The organism is Corynebacterium sp. CNCTC7651, from assembly GCF_021496665.1.
GTDB lineage: Bacteria > Actinomycetota > Actinomycetes > Mycobacteriales > Mycobacteriaceae > Corynebacterium.
Map to the genome: position 1 here is coordinate 1,874,971 of NZ_CP071246.1, position 26,749 is coordinate 1,901,719.

General features: G+C 66.5%; 18 protein-coding genes and 3 pseudogenes. 10 read left to right on the forward strand and 11 right to left on the reverse strand.

The window, feature by feature from the left end:
* Window positions 1-12: 12 nt before the first annotated feature.
* Window positions 13-960: an aminodeoxychorismate lyase gene (locus tag JZY91_RS09095; RefSeq protein ID WP_234947571.1), complete on the reverse strand. Its 948-nt coding sequence runs from the start codon at window positions 958-960 to the stop codon at window positions 13-15.
* A gap of 32 nt (window positions 961-992) precedes the next feature.
* Between JZY91_RS09095 and JZY91_RS09100 the strand changes: the two genes are divergently transcribed.
* Both JZY91_RS09100 and JZY91_RS09105 read left to right on the forward strand, forming a co-directional pair.
* Window positions 993-2,111, forward strand: a complete 1,119-nt coding sequence (locus JZY91_RS09100) for a folate-binding protein YgfZ (RefSeq protein WP_234947572.1) — start codon at window positions 993-995, stop codon at window positions 2,109-2,111.
* A 130-nt stretch (window positions 2,112-2,241) separates the two neighbouring features.
* Entirely contained in the window at window positions 2,242-2,457 is a 216-nt protein-coding gene (locus JZY91_RS09105) for a DUF3073 domain-containing protein (RefSeq protein ID WP_234947573.1), read from the forward strand.
* Between the two features lie 130 nt (window positions 2,458-2,587).
* On the opposite strand, the gene purM is transcribed toward JZY91_RS09105, so the two are convergent.
* From purM to JZY91_RS09120, 3 genes are read right to left on the reverse strand one after another with little or no spacing between them, the layout of a single operon-like run.
* Window positions 2,588-3,691, reverse strand: coding sequence for a phosphoribosylformylglycinamidine cyclo-ligase (gene purM, locus JZY91_RS09110; RefSeq protein ID WP_234947574.1), 1,104 nt, complete (start codon window positions 3,689-3,691; stop codon window positions 2,588-2,590).
* A complete protein-coding gene (gene purF, locus JZY91_RS09115; protein WP_370639215.1) occupies window positions 3,688-5,199 on the reverse strand; it encodes an amidophosphoribosyltransferase in 1,512 nt (503 codons plus the stop codon). Before purF ends, purM begins: the two co-directional genes overlap by 4 nt.
* Window position 5,200: 1 nt before the next feature.
* Entirely contained in the window at window positions 5,201-5,584 is a 384-nt protein-coding gene (locus JZY91_RS09120; RefSeq protein WP_234947576.1) for a sterol carrier family protein, read from the reverse strand.
* A gap of 24 nt (window positions 5,585-5,608) precedes the next feature.
* Here JZY91_RS09120 and JZY91_RS09125 point away from each other — a divergent pair, with 24 nt between their 5' ends.
* The gene (locus tag JZY91_RS09125; protein ID WP_234947577.1) at window positions 5,609-6,616 is read left to right on the forward strand and encodes an acyl-CoA thioesterase; all 1,008 of its coding nucleotides are present in this window, start codon (window positions 5,609-5,611) and stop codon (window positions 6,614-6,616) included.
* A 331-nt stretch (window positions 6,617-6,947) separates the two neighbouring features.
* Here the strand turns inward: JZY91_RS09125 and purL are convergent.
* The 3 genes and pseudogenes from purL to purS all read right to left on the reverse strand — a co-directional run bounded on the left by purL (window position 6,948) and on the right by purS (window position 10,195).
* Window positions 6,948-9,279: pseudogene (purL, locus tag JZY91_RS09130) on the reverse strand (phosphoribosylformylglycinamidine synthase subunit PurL).
* 8 nt (window positions 9,280-9,287) lie between these two features.
* Window positions 9,288-9,968 carry a phosphoribosylformylglycinamidine synthase subunit PurQ gene (purQ, locus tag JZY91_RS09135; protein WP_234947578.1) on the reverse strand — a complete coding sequence of 227 codons (681 nt, stop codon included), beginning with the start codon at window positions 9,966-9,968 and terminating at the stop codon, window positions 9,288-9,290.
* Window positions 9,965-10,195 (reverse strand): phosphoribosylformylglycinamidine synthase subunit PurS, encoded by a 231-nt coding sequence (gene purS / locus JZY91_RS09140; RefSeq protein WP_234947579.1) that lies wholly within the window; start codon window positions 10,193-10,195, stop codon window positions 9,965-9,967. Before purS ends, purQ begins: the two co-directional genes overlap by 4 nt.
* A gap of 281 nt (window positions 10,196-10,476) precedes the next feature.
* Here purS and JZY91_RS09145 point away from each other — a divergent pair, with 281 nt between their 5' ends.
* The 5 genes and pseudogenes from JZY91_RS09145 (at window position 10,477) to JZY91_RS09165 (ending at window position 18,427) form a co-directional block, all read left to right on the forward strand.
* Window positions 10,477-13,260, forward strand: coding sequence for an ExeM/NucH family extracellular endonuclease (locus JZY91_RS09145; RefSeq protein WP_234947580.1), 2,784 nt, complete (start codon window positions 10,477-10,479; stop codon window positions 13,258-13,260).
* Window positions 13,161-15,677: pseudogene (locus JZY91_RS11760) on the forward strand (hypothetical protein); the annotation flags it as partial. The gene JZY91_RS09145 and the pseudogene JZY91_RS11760, both read left to right, overlap by 100 nt.
* 142 nt (window positions 15,678-15,819) lie before the next feature.
* Complete coding sequence (locus tag JZY91_RS09155) at window positions 15,820-16,866, forward strand: metal ABC transporter solute-binding protein, Zn/Mn family (RefSeq protein ID WP_234947581.1); 1,047 nt, start codon at window positions 15,820-15,822, stop codon at window positions 16,864-16,866.
* 11 nt (window positions 16,867-16,877) lie between these two features.
* Window positions 16,878-17,561 (forward strand): metal ABC transporter ATP-binding protein, encoded by a 684-nt coding sequence (locus tag JZY91_RS09160; protein ID WP_234947582.1) that lies wholly within the window; start codon window positions 16,878-16,880, stop codon window positions 17,559-17,561.
* Window positions 17,561-18,427, forward strand: a complete 867-nt coding sequence (locus JZY91_RS09165; RefSeq protein WP_234947583.1) for a metal ABC transporter permease — start codon at window positions 17,561-17,563, stop codon at window positions 18,425-18,427. Before JZY91_RS09160 ends, JZY91_RS09165 begins: the two co-directional genes overlap by 1 nt.
* Before the next feature lie 489 nt (window positions 18,428-18,916).
* Here the strand turns inward: JZY91_RS09165 and JZY91_RS09170 are convergent, their stop codons facing one another.
* The 3 genes and pseudogenes from JZY91_RS09170 to JZY91_RS09180 form a co-directional block, all read right to left on the reverse strand.
* Window positions 18,917-19,591: a DUF2334 domain-containing protein gene (locus tag JZY91_RS09170; RefSeq protein ID WP_234947584.1), complete on the reverse strand. Its 675-nt coding sequence runs from the start codon at window positions 19,589-19,591 to the stop codon at window positions 18,917-18,919.
* Window positions 19,592-19,729: 138 nt separating this feature from the next.
* Window positions 19,730-21,955 (reverse strand): annotated as a pseudogene (locus tag JZY91_RS09175) (S9 family peptidase).
* A 75-nt stretch (window positions 21,956-22,030) separates the two neighbouring features.
* Window positions 22,031-22,918 carry a phosphoribosylaminoimidazolesuccinocarboxamide synthase gene (locus tag JZY91_RS09180; protein ID WP_234947585.1) on the reverse strand — a complete coding sequence of 296 codons (888 nt, stop codon included), beginning with the start codon at window positions 22,916-22,918 and terminating at the stop codon, window positions 22,031-22,033.
* 19 nt (window positions 22,919-22,937) lie between these two features.
* On the opposite strand from JZY91_RS09180, the gene JZY91_RS09185 reads away from it, so the two are divergent.
* Window positions 22,938-23,705 carry a hypothetical protein gene (locus tag JZY91_RS09185; protein ID WP_234947586.1) on the forward strand — a complete coding sequence of 256 codons (768 nt, stop codon included), beginning with the start codon at window positions 22,938-22,940 and terminating at the stop codon, window positions 23,703-23,705.
* 270 nt (window positions 23,706-23,975) lie between these two features.
* A complete protein-coding gene (locus JZY91_RS09190; protein ID WP_234947587.1) occupies window positions 23,976-24,965 on the forward strand; it encodes a hypothetical protein in 990 nt (329 codons plus the stop codon).
* 188 nt (window positions 24,966-25,153) lie between these two features.
* Here JZY91_RS09190 and purB read toward each other — a convergent pair whose 3' ends face one another.
* Window positions 25,154-26,584, reverse strand: coding sequence for an adenylosuccinate lyase (purB, locus tag JZY91_RS09195; RefSeq protein WP_234947588.1), 1,431 nt, complete (start codon window positions 26,582-26,584; stop codon window positions 25,154-25,156).
* Window positions 26,585-26,749: the final 165 nt, after the last annotated feature.

Below are 26,749 nucleotides of genomic sequence, written 5' to 3' on the forward strand. Positions count from 1 at the left end.
GCGCGTCGCGGGCTAAGCCTCCAGCGCGGCGGTGATGAGCTCGCGCACCTCGGCCTCGTTGGCTGGCGCGGGCAGCTCGCGATCGTTGAGCCTGGTCACCCGCGCGCAAATGCGTGTGGAGCTGACCAGCCACACGGACTCCGCCTTCTCCAGCTCATTGACGTAGATGTCTTTGGCCTTGCATTTCCAGCCGCGCTCGGAAGCAAAGTCAAACAACGCGGCCTGCGTGGTGCCCGGCAGGATGCCGGGGCCGGGCGCCGGCGTGCGCAGCCTGCCGCCCTTCTTCACCATCACCACGGTGCTGGTCGCGCCCTCGAGCACGCGCTCGGCAAGGTCGGCGCCATCGGCACCATCAGCACGGTCGGCGGCGGGCTCGGTGTAAATCACGTCGTCGAAACCCTGGGCGCGCGCCCACCGCAGGGCGGCCATGGATGCCGCGTAGTTCAGCGTCTTCGCTTCCACTGCCATCCACGGCACATCAGCCGCCACGCTCAGCCCGCGCGGGGTGGTCACCACAGCCACGCCCTCCTCGCGCTGCCGCAGCACCTCCTGCCCAATCGGGCGAATGGTCAGCCAGGCGGTTGGCACACCCGTGGTTTCGCGCCCGCGCGTCATGGTCCATACGCATTTTGCTTCGGGTGGGTTCGAGGGATCGTCGATACGCAAGTGCTCCCTGCAGTAGTCCGCAACGGCCTCCTCGGTGGCGGCGACCCACTGCGCGGCGTTCGGCTCCGGGAGGGCCAGCGCGGCGGCGGAGCGGATGAAGCGGGCAACGTGCTTGTCCAGGTTCAGCGCGCGGCCGCCGCGGACCAGGATGGTCTCGAAGACACCGTCGCCGCGCGTGACTGCGGCATCGTCCCAAAACACGTGGGGCATGTTGGGGTTTTGCCTGCGTATCGGGCCGCCGAACGACTCCACGAGGTAGATCACGGGCTCGGGGGGAAGCAGCGATTGACCCATAAAGGTCCATTATGCCCCTATGATCGGGCCGCGTGACGTACCGCAGTGCACTCTTGGACCTTCCCGGCGCGGCGGCGCTTGAGGGCGAATCACCCCTCGATGCCGCCGGCGTGGCGCTTCACTACGGCGACCCGTTGGGCGAGCAACGCCGCCTTGCGCAACGCGCCGGCTTGGTGGACCGCTCCCAGCGCACGGTGGTGACGGTTTCAGGCCCGGACGCGCCGGTGTTTCTGAACAATCTGCTATCGCAGAAACTTGACAACGCCGCACCCGGGTTCGCCGGCGCCGCCCTGGACCTGGACATGCAGGGGCACATCCTGCACCACGCGGACGTGTTTTACGACGGCACCACGTTTTACCTCGACGTTCCCGCCGCGCAGGGCCAGAGCTTGCTGGACTACCTGCGCCGCATGATTTTCTGGTCCGACGTCGAGGTGGAGGAGGCGGACCTAGCCATCGTGACGCTCCTCGGCCCCGCCGGGCTGCCCGCGGACCTTCCGGGCGCGCTCTGGACCCGCGAGGTCCCCTGGCTCGAGGGCTTTGTGCGTTACGACGTCTGGCTGCCCCGCCCCCAGCTCAAGGAAGCGGCGGAGCAGTGGGTTGCACGCGGCGGGGACATGACGGGCCTGCTGGCGTTCACCGCCCAGCGCGTGCGGGCTGGCGAGCCGGAACTTGGCGCGGACTTGGACGACAAGTCCATCCCCCACGAGGTCCCCCGGTTAATCACGCGCACCGGCGGTCCGGCGGGTGCCGCGGCCCCCTGGCCCGGCGCCGTCCACCTGTACAAAGGCTGCTACCGCGGGCAGGAGACCGTGGCGCGCGTGGAAAACCTCGGCCGCTCGCCGCGGCTTCTGGTGATGCTGCAGCTCGACGGCTCCTCCCCCACCGAACCCGCCCCCGGCACCACCATCACCTCCAGTGGCCGGAAGGTTGGCCGCCTGGGCACCGTGGTGCACGACGCGGATTACGGCCCGATCGCCCTCGCACTGATCAAGCGGTCCGCCTTGCCCGCCCCGGGACAGCCGGGCGCGCAGCTGGATATCGACGGCACCGCCGCCACCGTGGACCCGGATTCTTTGCCGTTGTTTGAGGGGGAGAAGGCGGGGAAGGTGGCCGTCGAAAAGCTTCGCCGAGGCCTGGGGCCGGCCTAGAAATGCGCAGCATACAGGGCGGAAGGGAATTTTTTGGGGCCATTGGCTATGATGTCTCGCAGGACAATACTTTCGAATAGAAGAGGCCGCCTGTTCTAGGCCGCCCGAACCACCTCAAGGGGGTCACGCCATGGGTCGCGGACGCGCCAAAGCAAAGCAGACCAAGGTCGCTCGCCAGCTCAAGTACAACTCTCCGGAAATGGACCTGGACTCCCTGCAGCGCGAGCTCGCAGGTCAGGCACCGGCGAACAGCTGGGATGATGAGGACGAGGTGGACCAGTACGGCGACTACGCCGACTACGCAGACTGGGACGAGGACGACGAGGACCAGGCGGCAGCCCGCTAAACACCTCGTGGTTTGTGAAGCACCCTTCGGGGTGCTTTTTGCTTTACGACGGTTGCTTCCCGGCCGGGTCCGGCCGGGGCATCTCACCCCGGCCCACTAGTTAGGTGCCGGCCCGGCCCCGGCAGGCGACCTAGTACTGCGGGTGGGTGCCGGTCAGCACAGCACGGGCAGTGTCGCCCTCGCCGGCGGCGCGGACTTCGCCGAGCACCCAGCTGTCAATGTGGCGCGCAGCCAGGATGGCCAGCGCGCGGTCGCGGTCCGCGGCGGACACGATGGCCACCATGCCCACGCCCATGTTGAAGGTCTTCTCCATCTCCTCATCCGGCACCTGTCCGACGGACTTGATGGTGCGGAAGATCTGGCCCGGCGTCCAGGTGGCGCGGTGCATTTCTGCAACCAGGCCCTCCGGGATCACGCGCTCCATGTTGCCGGCCAGGCCGCCGCCGGTGACGTGGCAGAAGGTGCGGACGTCGCACTCCGCGGCCAGCTCCAGGCAGTCCAGGGCGTAGATGCGGGTCGGCTCAAGCAGTTCCTCGCCCAGGGTGCGGCCGAGTTCCTCGATGTGGCCGTCCAGGGGCAGCCCGGCGCGCTCCAGCAGCACGTGGCGGGCCAGGGAGTAGCCGTTGGAGTGGAGGCCGGAGGATGCCATGCCGATGATCACGTCGCCCTCGCGGACGCGGTCCGGACCCAGCAGCTCATCAGCCTCCACAACGCCCACGGCGGTGGCGGACACGTCATACTCATCCGGATCCATCACGCCCGGGTGCTCCGCGGTCTCGCCGCCCAGCAGGGCGCAGCCGGCCTGGACGCAGCCCTCGGCGATACCGGCAACAATCTCGGCGACCTTCTCCGGCACAACCTTGCCGATGGCGATGTAGTCCTGCAGGAACAGCGGCTCCGCGCCGCACACCACCAGGTCATCCACGCACATGGCGACCAGGTCGATGCCGATGGTGTCGTGCTTGTCCATCGCCTGGGCAACGGCGAGCTTGGTGCCCACGCCGTCAGAACCGGCAGCCAGGAGCGGCTCCTTGTACTTGCCCAGCGCAAACAGGCCGGCGAAGCCGCCCAGGCCGCCGCGCACCTCGGGGCGGGTGGCGCGCTTGGCGTGCGGCGCGAAGAGCTCCACGGCCTTGTCGCCGGCTTCGATGGAGACACCCGCGGCCTCGTAGGACACAGCCTCGTTGGCCAAAGGGGTCCTGCCCACTGCGGTCTCGTTGTTTACATCACTCATGACTCACCTCTCTGGATGCGGCGGACAAGGTCGGCGTTGGGGTTGCCCTCCGGCAGACCGAGGGGGTAGTGGCCGGTGAAGCACGCGGCGCACAGGTTGGCGGGGTCTTGCTGGGAGGCGGAGACCATATCGTCGATAGGCACGAAAGCAAGGCTGTCCGCGCCGATCATGGTGCGGATGGATTCGGCGATCTCCGCGTCGCTGCCGCCCCGCCCGTGGTTGGCAATCAGCTCGCCGGGGCTGGCGAAGTCGATGCCGTAGAAGCACGGCCACTTCACCGGCGGGGAGGCGATGCGCACGTGCACCTCGCCCGCGCCGGCCTCGCGCAGCATGCGGATCAGCTTGCGCTGGGTGTTGCCGCGCACGATGGAATCATCCACCACCGCGAGTTTCTTGCCCTCAATCACCTCGCGCACCGGGTTGAGCTTCAGGCGAAGCCCCAGCTGGCGCAAGGTATCGGACGGCTGGATGAACGTGCGCCCCACATACGCGTTCTTCATCAGGCCCTGCTTGAACGGGATCCCGGACTCCTCCGCGTAGCCGATCGCGGCCGGGGTTCCGCTCTCCGGCACCGGCATCACCAGGTCAGCGTCTACCGGGAGCACGTGCGCTAATTTGCGCCCAATCTCAATCCTCGCCGAGTTCACCGTCTGCCCGTCAATCACCGAGTCCGGTCGCGCGACGTAGACGTACTCGAACACGCAGTGCGCCTTCGTCTCATCGGCGAAACGCTCCGAGTGCACGCCCGAAGCATCCACCCAGACCATCTCGCCCGGCTCCACGTCGCGCACAAAGGACGCGCCGACGATATCCAGCGCCGCGGTCTCCGAGGCGATCACCCAGCCGCCGTCCAAGCGCCCCAGCGACAGCGGGCGCACACCGTGCGGGTCACGCGCGGCGAAGAGCGTGTGCCCATCCGTGATCATGAAGCAGAAGGCGCCTTTGATGCGCGGGAGGAGGTCCCTGCAAGCGTCGAGAAGCGTGCGCTCATCGGTGATCAGATCTGCCAGCAGCGCGGACACCACGGCGGTGTCGGAGGAGGACCCCTGCCCCTTCACCCCGGTGGCCGGGATGAGCTTCTTCGCAATCGCCTCCTGCTGCAACTCCATGTAGTTGATCAGGTTGCCGTTGTGGGCCAGCGCGACATCCGTGCCGTTGGGGGACGTGCGGAACATCGGCTGCACGTTCTCCCAGGAGTTGCCGCCGGCCGTGGAGTAGCGCGTGTGGCCAATCGCCACATCGCCCTGCAGGGCGTCCAGCACAGACTCATCAAAAACCTGGCTGACCAGGCCCGTGTCCTTGAACACCACAATGTTCTCGTGGTCCCCCACCGCAATACCCGCGCCCTCCTGGCCGCGGTGCTGCAGCGCGAACAGCCCGAAGTACGTCAGCTTGGACACGTCCTCTTCGGGGGCCCAGACACCGAAAACGCCGCATTCTTCGCAGGGTTCGTCGGGCCGTGTGTCACCTAACCGCGTGTCATCGAATTCGGTTTGCACGGCTGCCATCTTACAGCGTCACCACCGGCAGCCCGCGGGCAACCTCACCCGCGCGGGACCCCGAGGCATCCACCTTGCCCAGCTGGAGCGCTTCCTCGAACGTCGTCCTACCCGTGGCCAGCTTCAGCCACGTCTCCGGGTCCGTCTCCACCACGTTCGGCGGCGTGCCGCGCGTGTGCCGCGGCCCCTCCACGCACTGCACGGCCACAAACGGCGGCACCCGCAGCTCTACCGCGTGCCCCGGGAGCTCCTCCGCGAGCGTCCGCGCCGTGGCCCTCACCGCCGCCGCCAGTTCCCCCCGACTGGGCTTTTGCTTATCGACGCTTCCTTCCAACCACCCCGCCACAGCCTCAACCGCCCGGCGAGTTTCGGCGGGATCCAACTTCTTCGCCATGCGGCCCATATTAGGGTTAGCTGCATGCCGAACACGCCCGTCGCCGCGACGAAGTCCCCGTCCATCACCCTGCGCTTCATGGCCTCGCCTAACGACGTCCTCTTCGCCGGCGCCCAAGGCGTATCCGGCGGGCGTGTCCTGGAGTGGATTGATAAGGCTGCGTACGCGTGCGCGGCCCAATGGTCCGGCACCTACTGCGTGACGGCGTACGTGGGCCACATCCACTTCACCCGGCCCATTCCCTCCGGCCACATTGTGGAGGTGCGTTCGCGCATTGCCATGACCGGGCGTTCCTCCATGCACATTGTGAACGAGGTGCTCTCTGCCGATCCGCGTCAAGGCGTATTCACCCGCGCGTGCGACTGCCTGGTGATCTTCGTGGCCAAGGATGCCGTTACCGGCCGGCCCACCAAGGTGCCGGAGTTCGTGCCTTCTACAGAGGAGGAGCGCCGCGTGGCCGAGGCCGCGCTATCCCGCATCGACCTGCGCAAGGCGATTGAGGAGGAGATGAGCCAGCAGACGTACACGTCCGACTCCACCGCGCCGATCCTGATCAACCGCTTCCTGGCCAAGCCCACCGACGTGAACTGGGGCGGCAACGTCCACGGCGGCACCGCCATGGAATGGATCGATGAGGCCGGCGTGGCCTGCACCATGGAGTGGTCCGGCGAGCGGACCGTGGCCGTGTACGCCGGCGGCATCCGCTTCTACCAGCCGATTCACATCGGCGATTTGATTGAGGTGGAGGCGCGGCTCACGCGCACCGATTCCCGCTCGTTGCACACCTCCATCCACGTCCGTTCGGGCGACCCGCGCGGCGGGCGTGAATCGCTGACCGACGCCATCCACGCCTCCGTGACGTACGTTGGCATCGACATCGACGGCAACGCCCTCCCCGCCCGCAAGTTCACCCCCGTCACCGACGAGGACAAGCGGCTCTGGGACCACACCCAGACCCTCAAGGACCTGCGCGGCGAGTACGAGCCGGTGCCGCTGGTGGCCGTCCCCGGCGCCGCCCAGCGCGTGGACTAGGGGGTTGGGGGCCGGCGTGGGCCGGGCAGGCCGAGGCGGGCCGGTAGCGGCCGGTCGCCAGGCCGGGAGTAGCGGCCGACCTCCGGCCCCCGCGCCCTCCGGCCTCCTCGGCGAAGAAATCGTCGCCGATCTGCCACGACCTGGGAAAATAGAGGCCCCGGCGAAAGAATCGTCCCGGGACTGCAGCGACCTGGGAAAATAGAGGCCCCGGCGAAGGAATCTGTGGATTCTTTCGCCGGGGTGGGCCGGGGCGGGCAGGGGCCGAGACGGGCCGGGCGGACCGGGACAGGCGGACCAGACCAGGCCGGGCCGGCCAGCCGGCCCCGCCGGACTAGACGGCGGCGTTCGGAGCTGTTGCGTGGCCGAAGTGGCTCGGCAGGGTCGCGGCCCAGGCGCCGGCAAGCTCCGCGACCGGGATCTCGAAGCCCGCAGCCGCTGCACCCTCGGCGCCGGCCTCGTCGGCACCAGCAACGCGGATCACACCGTCGTCCGTGGTGGAACCGATCACGGCAGCCGGGACACCAGCATCCAGGGCGCGCTGGACTGCGGCGTCCGCGCGGTCGCGAGTGACGGCCACCAGAACGCGGGAGGCGGATTCAGAGAAGAGGGCGGTGAAGGGATCGTCGGCAAGCGAGGAAAGCTCCAGCTCAGCGCCCTGCCCGGAACCGAGCAGCATCTCGAAGACGGCCTGGGAAAGGCCGCCCTCGGAGAGGTCGTGCGCGGCGACGATGACCCCGGCACCCGCGGTGAGCAGGTACTCGGCCAGGCGCTCCTCGTTGGCTAGATCCACCTGCGGCGGGAGGCCGGCAAGGCCCTGGCCGGAGATGTCCTGCCAGACGGAGCCGCCGAACTCGTCGCGGGTCTCGCCTAAGAGGATCAGGGTGAGCGGCTCGTCCGAAGCAGACGGCAGCGCGTGCGGCACGGCCTGGGCAACGTCCTCGATGACACCCAGCACGCCGACAACCGGGGTCGGTAGGATCGGGGTCTCGCCGGTCTGGTTGTAGAAGGACACGTTGCCGCCGGAGACCGGGATGGTGAGCTCGAGGGCACCGTCCGCAAGCCCGTGCACGGCCTCGCGGAACTGCCACATCACGTCCGGGTTCTCGGGGGAGCCGAAGTTAAGGCAGTTGGTCACGGCAACCGGGCGGGCGCCGGTGACGGCAACGTTGCGGTACGCTTCCGCCAGCGCCAGGCGCGTTCCCATGTTCGGGTCCAGGTAGGTGTAGCGGCCGGAGGAGTCGGCGGAGACGGCAACGCCGCGGCGGGATTCCTCGTTGATGCGCAGCACGCCGGAGTTGGCGTACTTGGACTGCACGGTGTTGCCGCGCACGTAGCGGTCGTACTGCTCGGTGATGAAGTCGCGGGAGCACAGTGCCGGGGATGCGACCATCTTCAGCCAAGTGCCACGCAGGTCATCGCTCTTTTCCACGCCGCCGGCCGCGCCGGCAGCCTGCACGTCGTCGAGCCATGCCGGGCGGGCGAAGGGGCGCTCGTAAACCGGGCCTTCGTCGATGGTCGAAGGCGGCGCGTCCAGCACCAGCTCGCCCTGGTGGTAGACGGCGAGGCGATCGCGCTCATCCGTCACCTCGCCGATCACGGCGGCGCCGACGTCCCACTTCTTGCAGATCTCCATGAAGCGGTCCACGTTGCCCGGCTCCACCACGGCGCACATGCGCTCCTGGGACTCGGACGCCAGGATCTCCGCCGCGGACATGTTCTCTGCGCGCAGCGGCACGGCATCGAGGTCCACGCGCATGCCGCCGTCGCCGGCAGCAGCCAGCTCGGAGGTCGCGCAGGCGAGGCCGCCGCCGCCCAGATCCTGGATGCCAACCACAACGCCGGCGTGGTAGAGCTCCAGGCAGCACTCAATGAGCACCTTCTCCGCGAACGGGTCGCCCACCTGGACGGCGGGAAGCTTGCGCTCCTCGCCCTCCTCGAACGTGGCGGAGCCGAGCACGGACACGCCGCCGATGCCGTCCAAGCCGGTGCGGGAGCCGAACAGGATCACCTTGTTGCCCGTGCCGGACGCGAACGCCAGGTGGAGGTCCTCCACCTTCAGCGTGCCCACGCAGAGGGCGTTGACCAGCGGGTTGCCCGCGTACGCCTCGTCGAACACGGTCTCGCCGCCGATGTTGGGCAGGCCGAGGCAGTTGCCGTAGCCGCCGATGCCGTGCACCACGCCCGGCAGGACGCGCTTGGTGTCATCCGCGTCGATAGCACCGAAGCGCAGCTGGTCCATCACGGCGATCGGGCGGGCGCCCATAGCCATGATGTCGCGCACAATGCCGCCCACGCCGGTGGCCGGCTCCCTGGTAGGGCTCCACGAACGACGGGTGGTTGTGGCTCTCCACGCGGAACGTCACCGCGTCGCCGCCGCCGATGTCCACCACACCAGCGTTCTCGCCGATGCCGGCGAGGAGCTTGGAGGCCATCTCCTCCGTCATCGTCTGGCCGAAGTAGCGCAGGTGCACCTTGGAGGACTTGTAGGAGCAGTGCTCCGACCACATCACGGAGTAGACGGTCAGCTCCGCATCCGTCGGGCGGCGGCCCAGGATGTCCTTGATCTTCTGGTATTCGTCGTCCTTCAGCCCCAGCTCCGCGTACGGCTGCGCCAGGTCCGGGGTCTCGCCCGCCTTGTCGACGGTATCGTTCACCACAGTCATGGAATAGGTCACGCTCCGATCTTGGAAATCGCGTCGATGGCGGATTTGAACAGGCCCAGGCCATCCTCGGACGGGCCGGTGAGCAGCTCAATCGCGTGCTCCGGGTGCGGCATGAGGCCAACCACGCGGCCAGTCTCATTGGTCACGCCGGCGATTGCGTTGACAGAGCCGTTGAAGTTATCCGTGTAGCGGAACACCACGCGGCCCTCCTTCTCCAGCGCCTCGATGGTTTCCGGGGCGGCCTGGAAACGGCCTTCGCCGTGCTTTGCGGGGATGTGGATCTTCTGTCCATCGTCGAAAAGCGAAGTCCAAGCCGTGTCCGCGTTCGCTACCTCGAGGAACGTGTCCACGCAGTGGAAGTTCAGCCCCTGGTTGCGGGTCAGCGCGCCCGGCAGGAGGCCGGCTTCGGTGAGGATTTGGAAGCCGTTGCAGATGCCCAGGACCGGCATGCCGCCCTTCGCGGCCTCGATGACCGCGCCCATCATCGGTGCCTGCGCGGCGATGGCGCCGGAGCGCAGGTAGTCGCCGTAGGAGAAGCCGCCGGGGACCACGACAGCATCCACGCCCGTGAGGTCGGAGTCCGCGTGCCACAGCTCGCGCGGGGTCGCGCCGGCGAGGCGGACGGCACGCAGCGCGTCCACATCATCCAGCGTGCCCGGGAAGGTGATTACGCCGATGGTTGCGCTCATCGAACAACCTCGAAATCCTCGATCACGGTGTTGGTCAGCAGGGTCTCCGCCATACGGCGCAGGTCCTCATCGCTCACGGTGTCATCCACCTCGATCTCGAACCGCTTGCCCTGACGCACATCCTGCACGCCCTCAATACCAATCCGACCCAGCGCCCGGTGCACCGCCTGGCCCTGCGGATCCAGAATTTCAGCCTTGGGCATGACATTAACCACGACTCGTGCCATGAGAATCCTTCGCGTTAAGAAAGTAGAGGTGGAGGTCCGTCTCAGTATATCGGACCACGCAATTTAGCTGTGAGCTGCAGGTTTGCGGGGGTTACGCAGGTTGGGGGCTTTTGCTTGACGACGTTCGTTTGCCGCCCAAACATGTTGACCCGTGACCAAAAGTTAACTCGGCGTTAAATCTTGGGAAAACCTGGCAACATGGCGAGCAATCTCACAGTTTCCGGCCTACGTTGGCGCGTGCAAGCCCCTACCCCCTCCTACTCCCTAGAGGTATGCCCACCATGCGTAACCCCAGCCGTAAGGCCCTGAGCGCGTCGTTCATCATCGCGCTCGCGGCCGGCACTGTCTCTGTTGTCCCATCTGCTCACGCCGCACCGGACGGCAAGAACGTCGTCATTAATGAGGTGTACGGCGGCGGCGGTAACTCCGGCGCGAAGTACACCCACGACTTCGTCGAGCTCTACAACCCGACCGACCAGCCGATTGATGTCACTGGTTGGACCGTTACGCAGCGCTCCAAGTCCGACACCGGCAATGGCACCGCCACGCTCTCGGGTGTCGTCCCCGCGAAGGGCTACTACCTGATCCAGGGCGCTCAAGGTAACGGTGGCACCGAGCCGCTCCCTACCCCTGATGCAGAAGGCAAGAGCTTGACGTTCTCTGGCTCCGAGGCTATCGCTCGCCTCATCGACGCGAACGGCACTGTGGTCGATCTGGTCGGCTGGGGCGCTGCCACCGTTTCTGAGGGCTCCCCCGCCGGCAAGACCAAGAACACCGAGTCCGTCCAGCGCAAGCAGCCTGGCGTTGACACGGATAACAATGCCAACGACTTCGTGGTAGCTGAGCCGACTCCGAAGAACTCCGGCACTACCCAGCCGAACACCCCGGCTCCCAACGGCCCTGGCACCCCGGGACCCGGCAACCCTGGTACCCCCGGCCCGGGCAATCCGGGTGCCCCAGCGACCGATGTCGTAGCGATTGCCGAAATCCAGGGCACTGGCAGCGAGTCGCCGTACAAGGGCAAGACGGCAACCACCCGCGGTGTCGTCACCGCTGTCTACGCTGAAGGCGGCAAACAGGGCTTCTACATTCAGACGCCGGGTGCAGGCAAGCAGAAGAACGTCGGTGACGCTTCGGACGCCATTTTCGTGTACGTCGGCGGTTCCAACGCAGAGTACCCCGCACTTGGCGACTACGTCGAGGTTTCCGGCGCCGTGACCGAGTTCTACGGCTTGACCCAGATCAAGCAGCTCTCCGGCAAGCCGCTCACGGTGACCAAGCTGACCGAGCAGGTTGAGCCCGTCACTCCCGTCGAGGTCGGGGAGCTTCCGCTTTCCGACGCTGCACGTGAACCGTACGAAGGCATGCTGCTGAAGCCGGGGACCCACACCGTCACCGATGTGTACGAGTTCAACAAGTACGGCGATTTCGGCATCGTTCCGGGCACGGAGCCGCTGCGCCAGCCGACCGACTTCATGGCTCCAGGTGATGCGGCTTACCAGCTGGAGCAGGACCAGCTCAAGACCATCATCCGCCTGGACGACGGCAACACCTACAACTACTTCCAGAAGAACAAGGACATTCCGCTTCCGTACGTGGAGAATTCGGACTCCTCCGAGATCCGCTCGATGCGCGTCGGTGACCACCTGACGTTCAAGGACGAGGGTGTCATCTTCGAGTTTGCCCACAACGACTGGCGTTTCCAACCGCGGCTTCCGTTGACCGGCAAGAGCCCTGAGCAGGACATCCCGGTTACCTGGGCCGATACCCGCGCAGCCGTGCGCGATATCCCGAACAGGGTTACAGGCGACTACTCGATTGGCTCGTTCAACGTCCTGAACTACTTCACATCCCTCGGCAAGGACGAAGACAACTGCCAGGCCTACACCGATCGCTTTGGTGAGCCTATTGCGACGAACCGGTGCCGCGTCCGCGGCGCGTTCAGCCGGACGGCTTTCGAAGATCAGGAAGCAAAGATTGTGCTCGCTATTAATGAGCTCAACGCTGACGTAGTCGGCCTCATGGAGGTTGAGAACACCGCTACCACCTCGGGCGATGTCGCCCGCCGCGACCACACCCTGAGCGAACTTGTCACGGCGCTTAACCAGGCGCCCACCAAGAAGGACGGCACCGAGTGGGCATACGTTAAGTCCCCGCTCAACCTCGGCACCAACGAGGACGTTATCCGCGTGGCCTTCATCTACAACAAGACCAAGCTGGAGCCCGTGGGCGAATCGGTCATCTTCGATGACCCGGCATTCACCGGTACCGCGCGCCAGCCCCTCGCTCAGGAGTTCAAGCCCGTCGGGGGTGCGGACGAGGAGAGCTTCGTCGCCATCGTGAACCACTTCAAGTCCAAGGGTTCTGCCGCCCGCGGCGATGTCGACCAGAAGGATGGCCAGGCGAATTCCGCACAGGTCCGCAAGGCCCAGGCCCAGGCGCTGCTCGATCACTTGGGGAAGCAGAATCAGTGGGATGGCAAGCCGGTCTTTATCCTGGGTGACCTGAACTCCTACTCTCAGGAGGACTCCATCAAGGCCCTCGAGGGCGGTGGGTTCAAGCTCATCGAGAACACCGTGTTCGCTGAAGGGGATGGAGCTAGCAAGGCCTCCCAGACCGCGTCCTACTCGTTCAACAAGCATGTCGGCTCCCTCGACCACGTCCTCGGCAACGACGCGGCTAAGGCCATGGTTCAGAACGCCGCAGTGTGGAACATCAACGCTGACGAGCCGATCATCTTCCAGTACTCCCGCCGCAACTACCACGGCACGGACGTGTTCAACCGGAACGACCCGTTCGCATCCTCGGACCACGATCCGGTCAAGGTTGGCTTCAACATCGAGAGGAAGCCGCAGAACGAGACCTACGAGCCGCAAAAGCCGGAAGAAGTGACCATTGAGGAAGGGGCGGACTTCCGGAGGCCAAGTCTGTCATCCAGAACGCTGACAAGCTCCCGGCCGGTACGAAGTTCGAGTGGACAACGATCCACGATCAAGTCGGGGACGGCCAGCCGGGCAATATCAAGGTTACGTACCCGGATAACACCACCGACGAGGTCGAGGTAGTAGTTAACGTCAAGCCCAAGGCTGCGCCGCAGGGCCCGCAGGGCCCGCAGGGCCCGAAGGGCGACCAGGGTGAGCAGGGCCCGAAGGGCGACCAGGGTGAGCAGGGCCCGAAGGGCGACCAGGGCGAGCAGGGCCCGAAGGGCGACAAGGGCGAGCAGGGCCCGAAGGGCGACAAGGGCGAGCAGGGCCCGAAGGGCGACAAGGGCGAGCAGGGCCCGAAGGGCGACAAGGGCGACAAGGGCGACCAGGGCCCGAAGGGCGACAAGGGCGACAAGGGCGACCAGGGCCCGAAGGGCGACCAAGGCGAGCAGGGCCCGAAGGGCGACCAAGGCGAGCAGGGCCCGAAGGGCGACCAAGGCGAGCAGGGCCCGAAGGGCGACCAAGGCGAGCAGGGCCCGAAGGGCGACAAGGGCGACCAAGGCCCGAAGGGCGACAAGGGCGACCAAGGCCCGAAGGGCGACCAAGGCCCGAAGGGCGACAAGGGCGACCAAGGCCCGAAGGGCGACAAGGGCGACAAGGGCGACACCGGCGCACCAGGTAAGGACGGCGCCGACGGTAAGGACGGCGCTCAGGGTCCGAAGGGTGACAAGGGCGATGCCGGTGTGGGCATCTCGAAGATCGAGATCAACGATGAGGGCGAGCTTGTCATCACTTTGACGAACGGCGTTGTTCAAAACGCTGGCAAGGTCACTGGCGAAAAGGGCGAGACCGGCGCACCTGGTAAGGATGGCAAGGACGGCGCACCTGGTAAGGACGGTGCCGACGGCAAGGACGGCGCCCAGGGTCCGAAGGGCGACAAGGGTGATACTGGCGCTGCAGGCCAGGACGGCAAGGACGGTCAAGACGGTCGCGGGATCAACGCTGCCGAGATCAACGACAAGGGCGAGCTGCTCATTACCTTCAGCGACGGCAAGACTGAAAACCTTGGCGTGGTCAAGGGTGCACAGGGTCCGAAGGGCGACAAGGGCGACAAGGGCGACACCGGCGCAGCCGGCCAGGACGGTCGCAGCGTCAAGGCCTTCGTTATCAACGACGAGGGCGAGCTGATCGTCACGCTAACTGACGACTCCACCCAGAACCTCGGCAATGTCCGTGGCAACGACGGCAAGGATGGCGCTCAGGGTCCGAAGGGTGACAAGGGCGACACCGGCGCTCAGGGTCCGAAGGGCGACAAGGGCGACACCGGCGCTCAGGGTCCGAAGGGCGACACCGGCGCTCAGGGCCCGAAGGGCGACACCGGCGCTCAGGGCCCGAAGGGCGACACCGGCGCTCAGGGCCCGAAGGGCGACACCGGCGCTCAGGGCCCGAAGGGCGACACCGGCGCTCAGGGCCCGAAGGGCGACACCGGCGCTCAGGGCCCGAAGGGCGACACCGGCGCACCGGGTCGCGACGGCTCGGACGGCAAGGACGGCGAGAGCGTCAAGTCCTTCGTCATTAACGACAAGGGTGAGCTGGTTGTCACGCTAACCGACGGCACCACCCAGAACCTCGGGAACGTGAAGGGCAACGACGGTAAGGACGGCGCTCAGGGCCCGAAGGGTGACAAGGGTGACAAGGGCGACACCGGCGCACCCGGCAAGGACGGCGCTCAGGGCCCGAAGGGCGACAAGGGTGACAAGGGCGACACCGGCGCACCCGGCAAGGACGGCGCTCAGGGCCCGAAGGGCGACAAGGGCGCCGCGGGCAAGGATGGCAAGGATGGTAAGGACGGCCGCAGCGTCAAGTCCTTCGTAATCAATGACAAGGGCGAGTTGGTTGTCACCTTGAGCGATGACACCACCCACAACCTTGGCAAGGTCAAGGGTGCCGACGGCGCTGCAGGCAAGGACGGTGCTCAGGGCCCGAAGGGCGACAAGGGCGACACCGGAGCAACCGGCGCACCGGGTCGCGACGGCAAGGACGGCCGCGACGGCTCCGACGGTTACGGCACCCAGGGCCCGAAGGGCGACAAGGGCGAGACCGGCGCGCAGGGCCCGAAGGGCGACACCGGCGCACCTGGCAAGGATGGTGTAACCACCATCGTCAAGCTGGAGTTCAACAACAAGGAGGAGCTGGTCGCTACTTATAGCGACGGCACCGAGCAGAACTTCGGCCGCATTGCTAACCGCAATGTGAACGCCAAGCGCACCCAGCTCACCGCGGAGGAGCAGGCACGTTGCACCAACGCGGCCCTCGGCTGGGGTCTGCCGCTGCTGGCGCTGATCCCGATCGGCCTCCTGGCGAACGCGGGTCTCCCGGCTCCTGCCATCGCTCCGGAGCTCCAGCGCCAGATCGCTGAGGCGGACGCGCAGTTCCGCCGCCAGTTCGGCATGAGCGCAGGCCAGCTCTTGGGCGGCCTGGCTGCGCTGGTGTACGGCATCAGCGCTGCAGCGCACCTGGCTACCGTGTGCACCCCGGGTAACGGTTCCTCTCGCTAGTTCCACTAGCTGGGGGTTAACCACCTGACGTAACCCCGTCGTCGGAAAGCAAAGGCTCCGGCGGCGGGGTTACTCGTTCCCGGAACCCTCCGGCCCGCACCCTGAATTGAAAACGTTTTTCATTAGTGCCACAATGGTGCTCATGCGTTTTACTCACACCTCTGGCCGTACTGCGCTGGGCGCGGCGGCAACTTTGGCGCTTGTTGGTTCGGTGATGGTTGGCTGTGCGCCGTCGGAAAGCGGGACCCCGGCGAGTGCGGCCTCGAGCGTCTCCTCCGCCGCGGAAGCGAACCAGAAAACCAGCCTGGTTGGCCTGGTTGCCACCACACAGGTGTGGGCGGACGTGGCGGCGGCGGTGACGGGTGAGCACGTGGACGCGATCATCAGCGGCACGAGCATTGACCCGCACCACTTTGAGCCGTCCGCGACGGAGCTCGCGCGCGTGAGCGAGGCGGAGCACGTGGTGGCCACGGGCGGTGCGTACGACGCGACGCTGTACACCGTCGCCGACCAGGACAAAGTGATCCACGCGATCCCGTTGCTGGACGCGGCGGAGGCGCATAGCCACGACCACGGGCACGAGGGCCACGGCCACCGCGCGGAGGAGGCGGAGGACCCGTTCAACTTCGACGCGATCGAGCACGCGTTCTTCTCCCCGAAGCTCGTCGCCCAGGTGGCGGAGGAGATTCAGGCGAAGGTGGGCGGTGATGCGGGGAGCGTCGTGGAGCAGATGCGCGACATCGAGCAGCGCCTGGCCGGCATCGCGCACACGCACATGGCAATGACGGAGCCGATCGCCGCGGGGCTGGTCTACGGCACCGAGCTTCACGACGTCACCCCGGAGGGCTACCTCCGCTCCGCCCTGAACCACGCGGAGCCGTCCGCGCAGGACGTGGCCGCGTTCGTGCAGCTCATCGAATCCGGCGACCTGGATTTCCTGGTGGTCAACCCGCAGAGCACGAACGCCGCGACACAGCGCCTGGCGGACGCGGCGAAGGCGAGCGACGTGCCCATCGTGGAGATCACGGAGACCCCGCCGGCCGGCACGAACTTCCTGGACTACCTCGCGCAGATCGTGGACCAGATCGAGGAGCTGGCCGCGCACGCCAAGGAGCACGCGGATGCCCACGGCGATGGCGCTGCCCATGGCAGCGACGGCGGGCACATGCCCTCCGGCCACTCGCACTAAACTGCCCATTCGTGGTTCTCACCTTCACTGACGCCGCCGTCGCACCACTCTGGTCCGGCCTGAACCTCGCCGTTGACCGCGGCGAGTTCATCGCCGTCCTCGGCCCCAACGGCGTGGGCAAATCCACGTTGCTGGGCACCATCTTGGGCACGCGCCGCCTCACCGCGGGCACGGTCAGTGTCACCGGCCGCGTCGGATTCATCCCGCAGCAGCGCATGTTCCCGCGCGATCTGCCGATGCGCGGCCGCGACTTGGTCAGCCTCGCAATGTCGCCGAAACCGCTCCGACGGGCGGGGAAGGCGAACGTCGAGAAGCAATTGTCCCAGGTCGGCGCGCTGCACTTCGCGGATCAGCGCGTGGGGCTCCTCTCCGGCGGGCAGCAGCAGCTCATCCGTCAGGCGCAGGCCTTCGCGCAATCCCCGGAGCTTTTGCTTGCCGACGAACCCTTGCTCTCCCTCGATCCCGCCCGCCAACGCGACACCGTTTCGCGCCTGGCGGAGTCTGGGGCGGCGGTGTTGTGCGTGACGCACTCGATAAACCCGCTGCTCAGCGTGGTGGACCGCGTGCTGTACATCGGCCCGGAGGGCCACGTGGTGGGGCCGGTCAGCGAGGTGATGCGCTCAGATGTGCTGAGCGAGCTCTACGGCACCCGCGTCGACATCGTCGAGGACGATGGCCGGATGGTGGTGCTGTAATGGGCGCGTTGCTCTCGCCGGCCACCTGGCAGACTTGGTGGGCGGACACCGTCTACCTGCTGGGCATCGATTTCGTCCAGACCACGCTGGTGGCCTGCGCGCTTTTGGGCGTCCTGTCCGGCGTGATGGCGCCGCTGATTGTGTTGCGACAGATGTCCTTCAGCGTCCACGCCACCTCCGAGCTGGCGCTGATGGGCGCCTCCGCCGCGCTGCTCTTCGGCCTGAACGTGGGATTCGGCGCCGTCGCTGGCGCGGTAGTTGCCGCGCTGGTCCTGGCCGCGCTGGGGTTCCGCGGCCAGCAGGACAGCGCCGTGGGCGTGGTCATGAGCTTCGGCATGGGCCTCTCCGTCCTTTTCATCCACCTCTATCCCGGCAACTCCAACCGGGCGTTGTCCCTGCTCACCGGCCAAATCGTCGGCGTTTCCACGCAAAACGTTTGGCTTCTTTGCTTGACGACGCTCCTTGTCTCCGCCCTCCTCCTCATCCTCTGGCGACCCCTCATTTTCGCCTCCTCGGACCCCGAGATGGCCGCCGCGTGTGGAGTACCCGTCCGCACCATGTCCTTGGTGTTCGCCGTGTTGGTGGGTGTGGCTTCTGCGCAGTCGGTGCAGATCGTCGGTGCGCTTCTGGTGATGTCTTTGCTGATCACGCCCGGCGCGTCCGCCGCTGCCGTGACCGCTAATCCGGTCCGCGCCGTATGGTTGTCGGTGTTGTTTGCGGAGGTCGCGGCCGTTGGCGGCATGGTGCTGTCCTTGGCCCCCGGCATCCCGGTCTCCGTCTTCGTGGCCTTCATCTCTTTCGGCATCTACTTGGTGTGCCGCCTGGTCGCTGCGGTTCGCGGCCGCACAATCCGCGTCGCTCTGTAGTTTGGCGGCCGCGCAGCCGGCTGGCGTTCCCCGTCTGGTGTTCCCCTTCTGCTGGCTTCCGTGGCCCGGCATCCGGGTACCAAACCTCCAGCTCCCGGGCCGCCTTTTGGTACCAAACCCCCAGTTCACGGACCCGCACAGCTCAGGCCCACCCCCGCTCCCGGGCCTAAACCAGCTCCCGGGCCCGACATTCCGATCCTCTGTTGCGATCCCCTATTGCCGATCCTCAGACGACGATCCAGAGGCTTAAATGCAGCCAGATTCAAAGAATAAAAGCCCCTGGATCGTCGTGTGAGGATCGCCTACGGGGGATCGGAATGGGGGATCGGAATGGAGGATCGCAACGCACGGGTAGGGGGCGAGTCACACACCCAGGTTCGGCCGACATCCTCGAGGCGGTCTCAGCGACCGACCGCCGTCGCCTCAGCTACCGGTCGGTGCGGCCCGACCTACCTAAACGCTCCCCCGCCTACCTAAACGCTCCCCCGCCTACCTAAACGCGCGGTAGTCGGACGGCTCTGCTCCTGCCCGCTCTGCCGCCAAAGCCGCGGCCACGAAATCCCGGCGCACCTTCTTATCCCCCAGCTCACGGCCGGAGACGGAGAGACGGATGGTGTTGCCGCGCTCTGCGCCTCGCTCGGCGGCGCGGATGATGTTGCGACGCCACCACTTCGCCGCACCGTAGCCCTCGCCGACGGACAAGTTACGACACTGCACAAAATCATCGTGCTCCAAGCGGTAAATGCCACGCTCCGAAGCCGCGAGGGTGAAGCCAAAATCGGGGAGGACATCCAAGGTACCGTCGGAAAGCCTCCAGCGCGGAGGTGCGAACATGTCGAGATCGAAGCCCAGCGCCTCCATTTGCCGCGTTGCGCCCTTGAGGCGTAGGCGCGCTTCGTGCTCCTCCAGCGTCGCGAATTCGGAGCGGCGCCCCTGCACTGGCTGGTCGAAACCGTTGAGCAGCAGCGCCCGCACTCCGCGCTGATCCAGCAGCCACTTACGGGTCTTCTTGTCCTTCGCCAGGTGCCACTTCTTATCGATGTGCGGCGCTACCAGCAGCGATACCGGAATCTCCTCGCGATCCAGCTCCCCCACGAGGCTGGAGACGTTGTCCACCGTTCCGTCAAAAATAGAAGAAATCGAGACGAGCAAACGGCCGGGCATAGGGAACATTGTCGCACAGCTCGTCGCGGCTCGCTGGGCGAAGCGGCGGGGTTCAGGGACCGGGGCGAAGCTTAACGACGATCCCCTCTACCAACTATGTGCGCGCCCCACACATAGATCAGCGGAATCCAATAATTGTCACTTTGTCTCAGAACCATCGTCGGTTCCGCCGGCCGAAGCGTCTTCACCAGCCCCAGCCGCGTCCAGCACCCACGCGTACTCGAACGCCGTCTGCTTCCACTTGGCGTAGCGGCCGGAGACGCCGCCGTGGCCGGCGGACATCTCGGTCTTCAGGAGGAACGGGCCGCTCCTGCCGCCAGCCGCACCCCCAGCCACCTCGCGAAGCTTGGCCACCCACTTTGCCGGCTCGACGTACAGCACACGGGTGTCATTGAGCGAGGTCACAGCCAGAATCGGCGGGTACTTCTGCGCCGCCACGTTTTCGTAGGGGGCGTAGCCCGACATGTAGTCGTACACCTCGGCCTCGTGGTACGGGTCGCCCCACTCTTCCCACTCGCCAACCGTCAGCGGCAGCTCGGGCATGAGTATCGACGTCAGCGGATCCACAAACGGCACCACCGCCAGAATGCCCGCGAACTTTTCCGGCGCCAGGTTAGCCACCGCGCCCATCAGCAAGCCGCCGGCGGAGCCGCCCTCCGCAACCATCTGGCCGTAAGTGGTCAACCCGGCCTCAACCACCTTGTCCGCGCACGCGATGAAATCGGTGAAGCTGTTGCGCTTGTGCACCATCTTGCCCTGGTCGTACCACGCGCGACCCATCTCGCCGCCGCCGCGTACGTGCGCGCACGCCCAGATCATCCCGCGGTCCAGCAAAGACAACCTCGCCACCGAGAACCCAGGATCCACCGACGCCTCGTAGGACCCATAGCCGTACAGCAACAGCGGCGCCGGCCCCTCCGCGGAGCCCTCGCCGGCCGCAGCGCCCTCGCCCTCCGAGCCGTCACCGGCACCGTCCACAGCACCACCTACGCGCCGCACCACGGAGATCGGCACCTCGGCACCGTCCTCCGCTACTGCCCACAACCGGAACGCCTCGTATTCGTTCGGGTCGTAGCCGCCCTGCACTTCCTGTTCCTTGAGGAGGGAAAATTCGGCCGTCGATACGCAATAGTCCAGCACCTGCGCGGGGCGGGTGAAGGAGGTGTAGCCGATGCGCACCACGGGCGCGTCCCACTCCGGATTGCCGGCCAGCGACGCGGTGTACAGCTCCTCCTCGAACTCCAGCTCCTCAAACGGCCCAAACCCGTCCGTGAGCTGCGCCACCGCCAGCCGCGAAATGCCGCCGCGACGGTAGCTCATGAACATGAAGTCGCGGTACGCGTCCACGCCCTCCACGCGCACGGTGTCGGAGTGCGGCACGAGTTCCCGCAGGTCACGCAGGGCAGGAAGCTTATCGACGATCCCACAAACCCCAACCGCAAAGTTCGCCCCCAGAGCATTGTGGGTGATCACCCAGTACTCCTGGCCGTCCACCTCGACGTAATCCGGGTGGTACTCCACGCCAGCCTCGCGGGGCCAGAGGACCTCGAACTCGCCGGTGGGCGTTTCCAAAGGCAGGACGCGGTACTCCGAGGTCAGCGAGGACGCCGCCGCGATGTAGAGGTACTTCTACTTCTCCGCGCGGTCGGCCCCGACGGCGACGTTGAAGCGCTCGTCCGTCTCTTCGTACACCAGCACGTCCTCGACCTGCGGGGTGCCCACGCGGTGGCGCCACACCTGGTAGGGGCGCCACGCGTCGTCCACGCGCAGGTAGAAGAGGTACTCCTCCCCCGCCCACACGGCGCCGTAGAAGATGCCGGTCAGCTCGTCTTCCAGCAGCTCGCCGGTCTCAAGGTTCTTGATGCGCAGGTCGAAGCGCTCGTCGCCAACCGTGTCCGTGGAGTAGGCGAGCAGGCGGCCCGTGGTGGCCACGCTGGACGCGCCGATGGAGAAAAACTCGTGGCCGTGGGCGAGCAAGTTAGCGTCGATAAGCACCTGCTCCCCGGGCATGTTTTCGGTGACCTTGGGCGGGGTCCAGGGATCGCCCGCGACGGGGACGCGGCAGGAGATGCCGTAGCTTTGGCCCTCCTGCGTGCGGCCGTAGTACCACCAGTCGCCCTGGCGCTGCGGGACGGACATGTCCGTCTCCTTCACGCGGGACTTGATCTCGCCGTACACCGCCTCCGCGAGCGGCTGCAGCCCGGCGGTCATCGCCTCCGTGTAGGCGTTCTCCGCCTCGAGATGCTGAATGACCTCCGGGTTTTCCTTCTCACGCAGCCACTCGTAATTGTCCACGAACTCGCGGCCGTGGAAGGAGCGGGTGTGCGGGGCTTTGCGTGCGACGGGCGGTTTTGGTGCAGACATACCGCCCGAGCTTACGCCCCCGCGGCGGGCAGGCGGGGCGGCGGCGGGGCGGTGCCCAGACCCGCGACCGGCGGTCTACGCCCCCGGCCAGTCCGCGAAGCGCTTGCCGGAAAGGCGCTCGTACGCCTCGATGTAGCGGTCGCGCGTTGCCTCCACCACAGACCCCGGCAGCTCCGGCGGCTGCGTGCCGGCCTCCGGGTCCCAGTCCGCCTTCGGGCCGGTCAGCCAGTTACGCACGTACTGCTTGTCAAAGCTGGGCTGGGCCTTGCCCTCTTCATAAGAATCGGCGGGCCAGTAGCGGGAGCTGTCGGGTGTGAGGACTTCGTCGGCAAGCACGACAGTGCCCTCGGAGTCGATGCCGAACTCCAGCTTCGTGTCCGCGAGGATGATGCCCTTGCTCTCCGCGTGCACGGCGGCCTTGGAGTACACCTGAAGAGACACCTCGCGCAGCTGCTCCGCCCGCTCAGTGCCGATCTTGTTGGCCATGAACTCGAAGGTCACGTTCTCATCGTGATCGCCCTGTTCCGCCTTCGTCGCCGGCGTGAAAATCGGCTCCGGCAGACGCGACGCCTCCGTCAGCCCCTCCGGCAGCGCCACGCCGCACACCTTGCCGCGCTGGTCATACTCCTTCTTGCCGGAGCCGGTGAGGTAGCCGCGCACCACACATTCGAACGGCACCATCTCCAGGCGCTTGACCACCATCGCGCGGCCCAGCACCTCCTCCGGCACCCGCGGATCATCGATCGGGCCTGCCAGGTGGTTCGGCACGTCCAGCAGGTCGAAGAAGAACATCGACGTCGCCGTGAGGATCCGGCCCTTGTCCGGAATCGCCGGTTCCAGCGAAAAATCGAACGCCGAAATCCGGTCCGAGGCCACCATCAGCAACGTCTGCTGGTCCACCTCGTAGATCTCGCGGACTTTGCCGCCGGCCAGATGCATGTAGTCAGAGAGCTCTGCGCGCATGCGGGTTAGTATATGCGCCATGCGTCGCGCCGCTCAGGTCCTCCCACTCGCCCTCCTCCTCACCGCCTGCGCCGCGCCCGCCCCCTACGCCGGTCCAGTCGGTTCCACGGGTTCCTCCGCGCTCCCGCTCGGCGCGACTACCCAGGTCATTACTGCCGACGCCCGCTTCGGGGTCCCCGTCACCTGGGAGGTCGCCGTCTCGGAGCCCTTGCTTATCGACGCAACCCCCACCTACCCCGAAGCCCACTGCTACCCCGTCCGCCTCGCCCCTGTGGAAGTTGGCGAGTTTGGCGTGGACGTGACCGTGCCCGTTCCCCGCTTCGACCCGGTCGCCGTGGACCCGGACGCGGTGGTTGGGGAGGCCGCCGGGGCCAGCGCCACGCCGGCGACCACCTCCACGCCGGCAACCTCCTCGTCGTCAGCTGCCACCAGCACGGCCGCCTCTGGCACGGCAACCACTACGGCAACGTCCGCCGGGGCCAGTTCCGCCACTTCCGCCACGTCGCCGGCTACGACCACGGCCCCCACCTCCCCGACCTCCGCAACCTCCCCGGCGCTGCCGCCGCTGCTCAACGCGAACTTCATTCCCGACCCGACCCTCTGCGGCGACGTCACCCGCCCGCCCACCGGCTACACCCCTGACCTGCGACAGATGGTTGCGGACGGGGAGGCGTTTGAAACGTTCGTCGTCAGTTGGGATGGCCTGTACGGGATCCCCGCAACCGGCGTGCGGCTCACGGCCCCGAACTCCGGCGCCGCCGACACCGTCCTCCTCTGGACCAACTAACCCCCGGCCACCTGCCCCAGGCGTCTACGACCCACCCGGCCCACCTGCTGGCCCCACCCGAGCTACACCCTGCCCCTCCCCCGGCACCTACGGGCGCGTAAGTTTTCCCACTCCTGCACCGACCTGCATGAACAGAAGGCCCAGAGCCGTGGATTGCAAACTTATGCGCGTCTCAGGTTCCCCCGCCCTCCCCCAGTTACCACCACAACGGAACCTGTAGGGCCCCGCGGGAGTCCAATGGGTATGAGAAAACAAAGACTCCAAAACGGAATGACGGTGGCCGCCGGCGACCTCCTGATCCCCATCACCCCAGACTTACGCGGCTTTCACCGCATCTCCAGCAAATTCGCAATACCCAGCCAACAGCTCATCGACTGGGAGTTTGCCAAGCAGAACGCGCAATTCCACAAGCGCGGCATTGAGTACCAGGTGCCTGCGGAATTACGCGCCGCCGCTGCCGCTCTGCACCACCCCAATTACACAGTCACTGGCTTCGCCGCCCTCTCCCTCTACGGGCTCAGATACTTCGTCAACGCTTGCGATACGGTGCTGGCGGCTGGTCCGATTCGTCGTAACGCGCAGCCCAGCTCCTACCACCCGATGTTGATCAAGGGGACGCCGCCAGCCACCGATACCTGGACCGTGACCTGCCGCGACAAGCCCATTCGAATGACAACCCCCGCGGTGGCGACGGTGCAGGCACTGAAAATCATCCGCCGCGGCATTAACGGCTGGCACGTCCTCGACTGCGGCGGCTACGAGCCCACCTTCGTCAGGGCAGTGCAGCTTATCGACGCTTGCAGGCAGCTCGGCGTCGATGCCACCGATGTGCTGAAAGCGGGACATGCGCGGCTTGACCGGAAGTGGTTGGCCGATGTGATTGAGGCATCCTCTGAGCTGGCTGATTCTCCGAAGGAGACCGAGCTTCGGCTCATCATTGCGGAAATTGCTGAACGGTTTGACCTGGTTCTTCAGGAGCAGGTCCCGGTTTATTTGGGCGATGAATGGGTGACGACGCTCGACCTAGCCCTCACCAAACCCGGAACCGACCTCAAGCTCGGCCTGATGTACGACGGCGCCCACCACATTGGCCAGGAACAGTGGATGAAGGACAACCTGATCAATCTGAAGTGTGCCAAGGCCGGTTGGGACCTGCAGCGGATTACAAAACGCACCTTGAGAGAGGTCTACGACTTGGTTGTGACCCTGGTGACCAGGGAACTCGGCCTCGAAGCCGAGCCGCCGGGGCAGTCCGGCTGACCTCCGGCCGGGCCCCTCCCAGAGCCAAAGTTTGTCCAGTTTGTCACCCACCAGGGCTTATGAAGCGCTTCGCGCGGGAGATGACAAACTTATGCTCTACTCAGGTTCGCGGCGGGCCTCAGCGGCCGGGCCCGGCGGGCCCGGCAGGGCGGGCAGGGGGCGCCGGCCGGGCCCCTCCCGCCCCGACCCTACAAAATCTCGCCGGGGCGGTACTGGGCGGCCTCGGGGTACTTGTCCACCAGGGCCTCGATGCGGGCGCGGACGCGCTCGACCTGGGACTCGGCAGCGCCGATGAAGGCGTGGCGGTCCTCCAGAGCCGCCTCCAGGTCTTCCGCGGACAAGGGCAGGCGATCGTCCGCAGCCAAACGCTCCACCAAGTTCTGCTCGGCGCCGCGCTCGCGCATGTCCAGCGCCATCGCCACGGCGTTTTCCTTGATCACCTCGTGCGCGGTCTCGCGGCCAACGCCCGCGCGCACGGACGCCATGAGGATCCTGGTGGTGGCAAGGAACGGCAGGTAGCGGTCCAGTTCGCGGTTGATCATCGCCGGGAAGGCGCCGAACTCGTCCAAAACAGTCAGGAAGGTCTCCAGCATGCCGTCGATGGCGAAGCAGGCGTCCGGAAGCGCGACGCGCCGCACCACCGAGCAGAACACGTCGCCCTCGTTCCACTGCTGGCCGGCCAAGTCCGCGACCATGGTGAGGTAGCCGCGCAGGATGACCTGGAAGCCGCCGACGCGCTCGCAGCTGCGGGCGTTCATCTTGTGCGGCATCGCGGAGGAGCCGACCTGGCCCTCCTTGAAGCCCTCGGTGACGGTTTCATTGCCGGCCATCAGGCGGATCGTGGTGGCCAGAGAGGACGGGCCGGCGCCGAGCTGCACCAGGGCACTGACAACGTCGAAGTCCAGCGAGCGCGGGTACACCTGGCCGACGGAATCAAAGACGCGGTCAAAGCCCAGGTGCTGCGCAATCGCGGCCTCGAGCTCGATCAACTTGCCCTCGTCGCCGCCCATCAAATCAAGCATGTCCTGCGCCGTGCCCATCGGGCCCTTGATGCCGCGCAGCGGGTAGCGCGCAATCAGCTCCTCGATGCGCTGGACAGCCACCAGCATCTCATCGGCGGCCGTCGCAAAGCGTTTGCCCAGCGTCGTTGCCTGCGCGGCGACATTGTGGCTACGGCCGGCCATCACCAGCTCCTGGTACTCGCCCGCGCGGTTGCCAATCGCCTTCAGCGTGGCCACGGCCTTGTCGCGCACCAGCTCCAGCGAGCGCAGCAGCTGCAGCTGCTCCACGTTCTCGGTCAGGTCGCGCGAGGTCATGCCCTTGTGGATCTCCTCGTGCCCCGCCAGCGCGTTGAACTCCTCAATGCGCGCCTTCACGTCGTGGCGCGTCACAGCCTCACGCTTCGCGATGCTCGCCAGATCCACCTGGTCAATCACGCGCTCATAATCCTCGATCGCGCCCGCCGGAATCTCCACCCCCAGATCCTGCTGCGCGCGCATCACGGCGATCCACAGCTGCCGCTCCAGAATAATTTTGTGCTCGGCGCTCCACAGCGTCGCCATCTCCGGCGACGCGTAGCGGTTGGACAGGACGTTGGAGTTCTTCGGTTTCGAGGTCATGCCCCAATTATCGCACGGGGGCATTCTGCTTTACGACGTTCACTTCCCAACCACCAAGCCCCCGCCCAAGCCCAAATCCCAGCCAAAACTCCCCGCCCAAGCCCCGGCGGGTACACACCTTGGTTTTTTGAGATGCGATATATATGTGATTCCGCAGCATTATGT

Coding starts and splice junctions, on each gene's coding strand:
- JZY91_RS09095 (WP_234947571.1), bottom strand. CDS start 960: ATGGGTCAATCGCTGCTTCCCCCCGAGCCCGTGATCTACCTCGTGGAG.
- JZY91_RS09105 (WP_234947573.1), top strand. CDS start 2,242: ATGGGTCGCGGACGCGCCAAAGCAAAGCAGACCAAGGTCGCTCGCCAG.
- purM (WP_234947574.1), bottom strand. CDS start 3,691: ATGAGTGATGTAAACAACGAGACCGCAGTGGGCAGGACCCCTTTGGCC.
- purF (WP_370639215.1), bottom strand. CDS start 5,199: ATGGCAGCCGTGCAAACCGAATTCGATGACACGCGGTTAGGTGACACA.
- JZY91_RS09120 (WP_234947576.1), bottom strand. CDS start 5,584: ATGGCGAAGAAGTTGGATCCCGCCGAAACTCGCCGGGCGGTTGAGGCT.
- JZY91_RS09125 (WP_234947577.1), top strand. CDS start 5,609: ATGCCGAACACGCCCGTCGCCGCGACGAAGTCCCCGTCCATCACCCTG.
- purQ (WP_234947578.1), bottom strand. CDS start 9,968: ATGAGCGCAACCATCGGCGTAATCACCTTCCCGGGCACGCTGGATGAT.
- purS (WP_234947579.1), bottom strand. CDS start 10,195: ATGGCACGAGTCGTGGTTAATGTCATGCCCAAGGCTGAAATTCTGGAT.
- JZY91_RS09145 (WP_234947580.1), top strand. CDS start 10,477: ATGCGTAACCCCAGCCGTAAGGCCCTGAGCGCGTCGTTCATCATCGCG.
- JZY91_RS09155 (WP_234947581.1), top strand. CDS start 15,820: ATGCGTTTTACTCACACCTCTGGCCGTACTGCGCTGGGCGCGGCGGCA.
- JZY91_RS09165 (WP_234947583.1), top strand. CDS start 17,561: ATGGGCGCGTTGCTCTCGCCGGCCACCTGGCAGACTTGGTGGGCGGAC.
- JZY91_RS09170 (WP_234947584.1), bottom strand. CDS start 19,591: ATGCCCGGCCGTTTGCTCGTCTCGATTTCTTCTATTTTTGACGGAACG.
- JZY91_RS09180 (WP_234947585.1), bottom strand. CDS start 22,918: ATGCGCGCAGAGCTCTCTGACTACATGCATCTGGCCGGCGGCAAAGTC.
- JZY91_RS09185 (WP_234947586.1), top strand. CDS start 22,938: ATGCGTCGCGCCGCTCAGGTCCTCCCACTCGCCCTCCTCCTCACCGCC.
- JZY91_RS09190 (WP_234947587.1), top strand. CDS start 23,976: ATGACGGTGGCCGCCGGCGACCTCCTGATCCCCATCACCCCAGACTTA.
- purB (WP_234947588.1), bottom strand. CDS start 26,584: ATGACCTCGAAACCGAAGAACTCCAACGTCCTGTCCAACCGCTACGCG.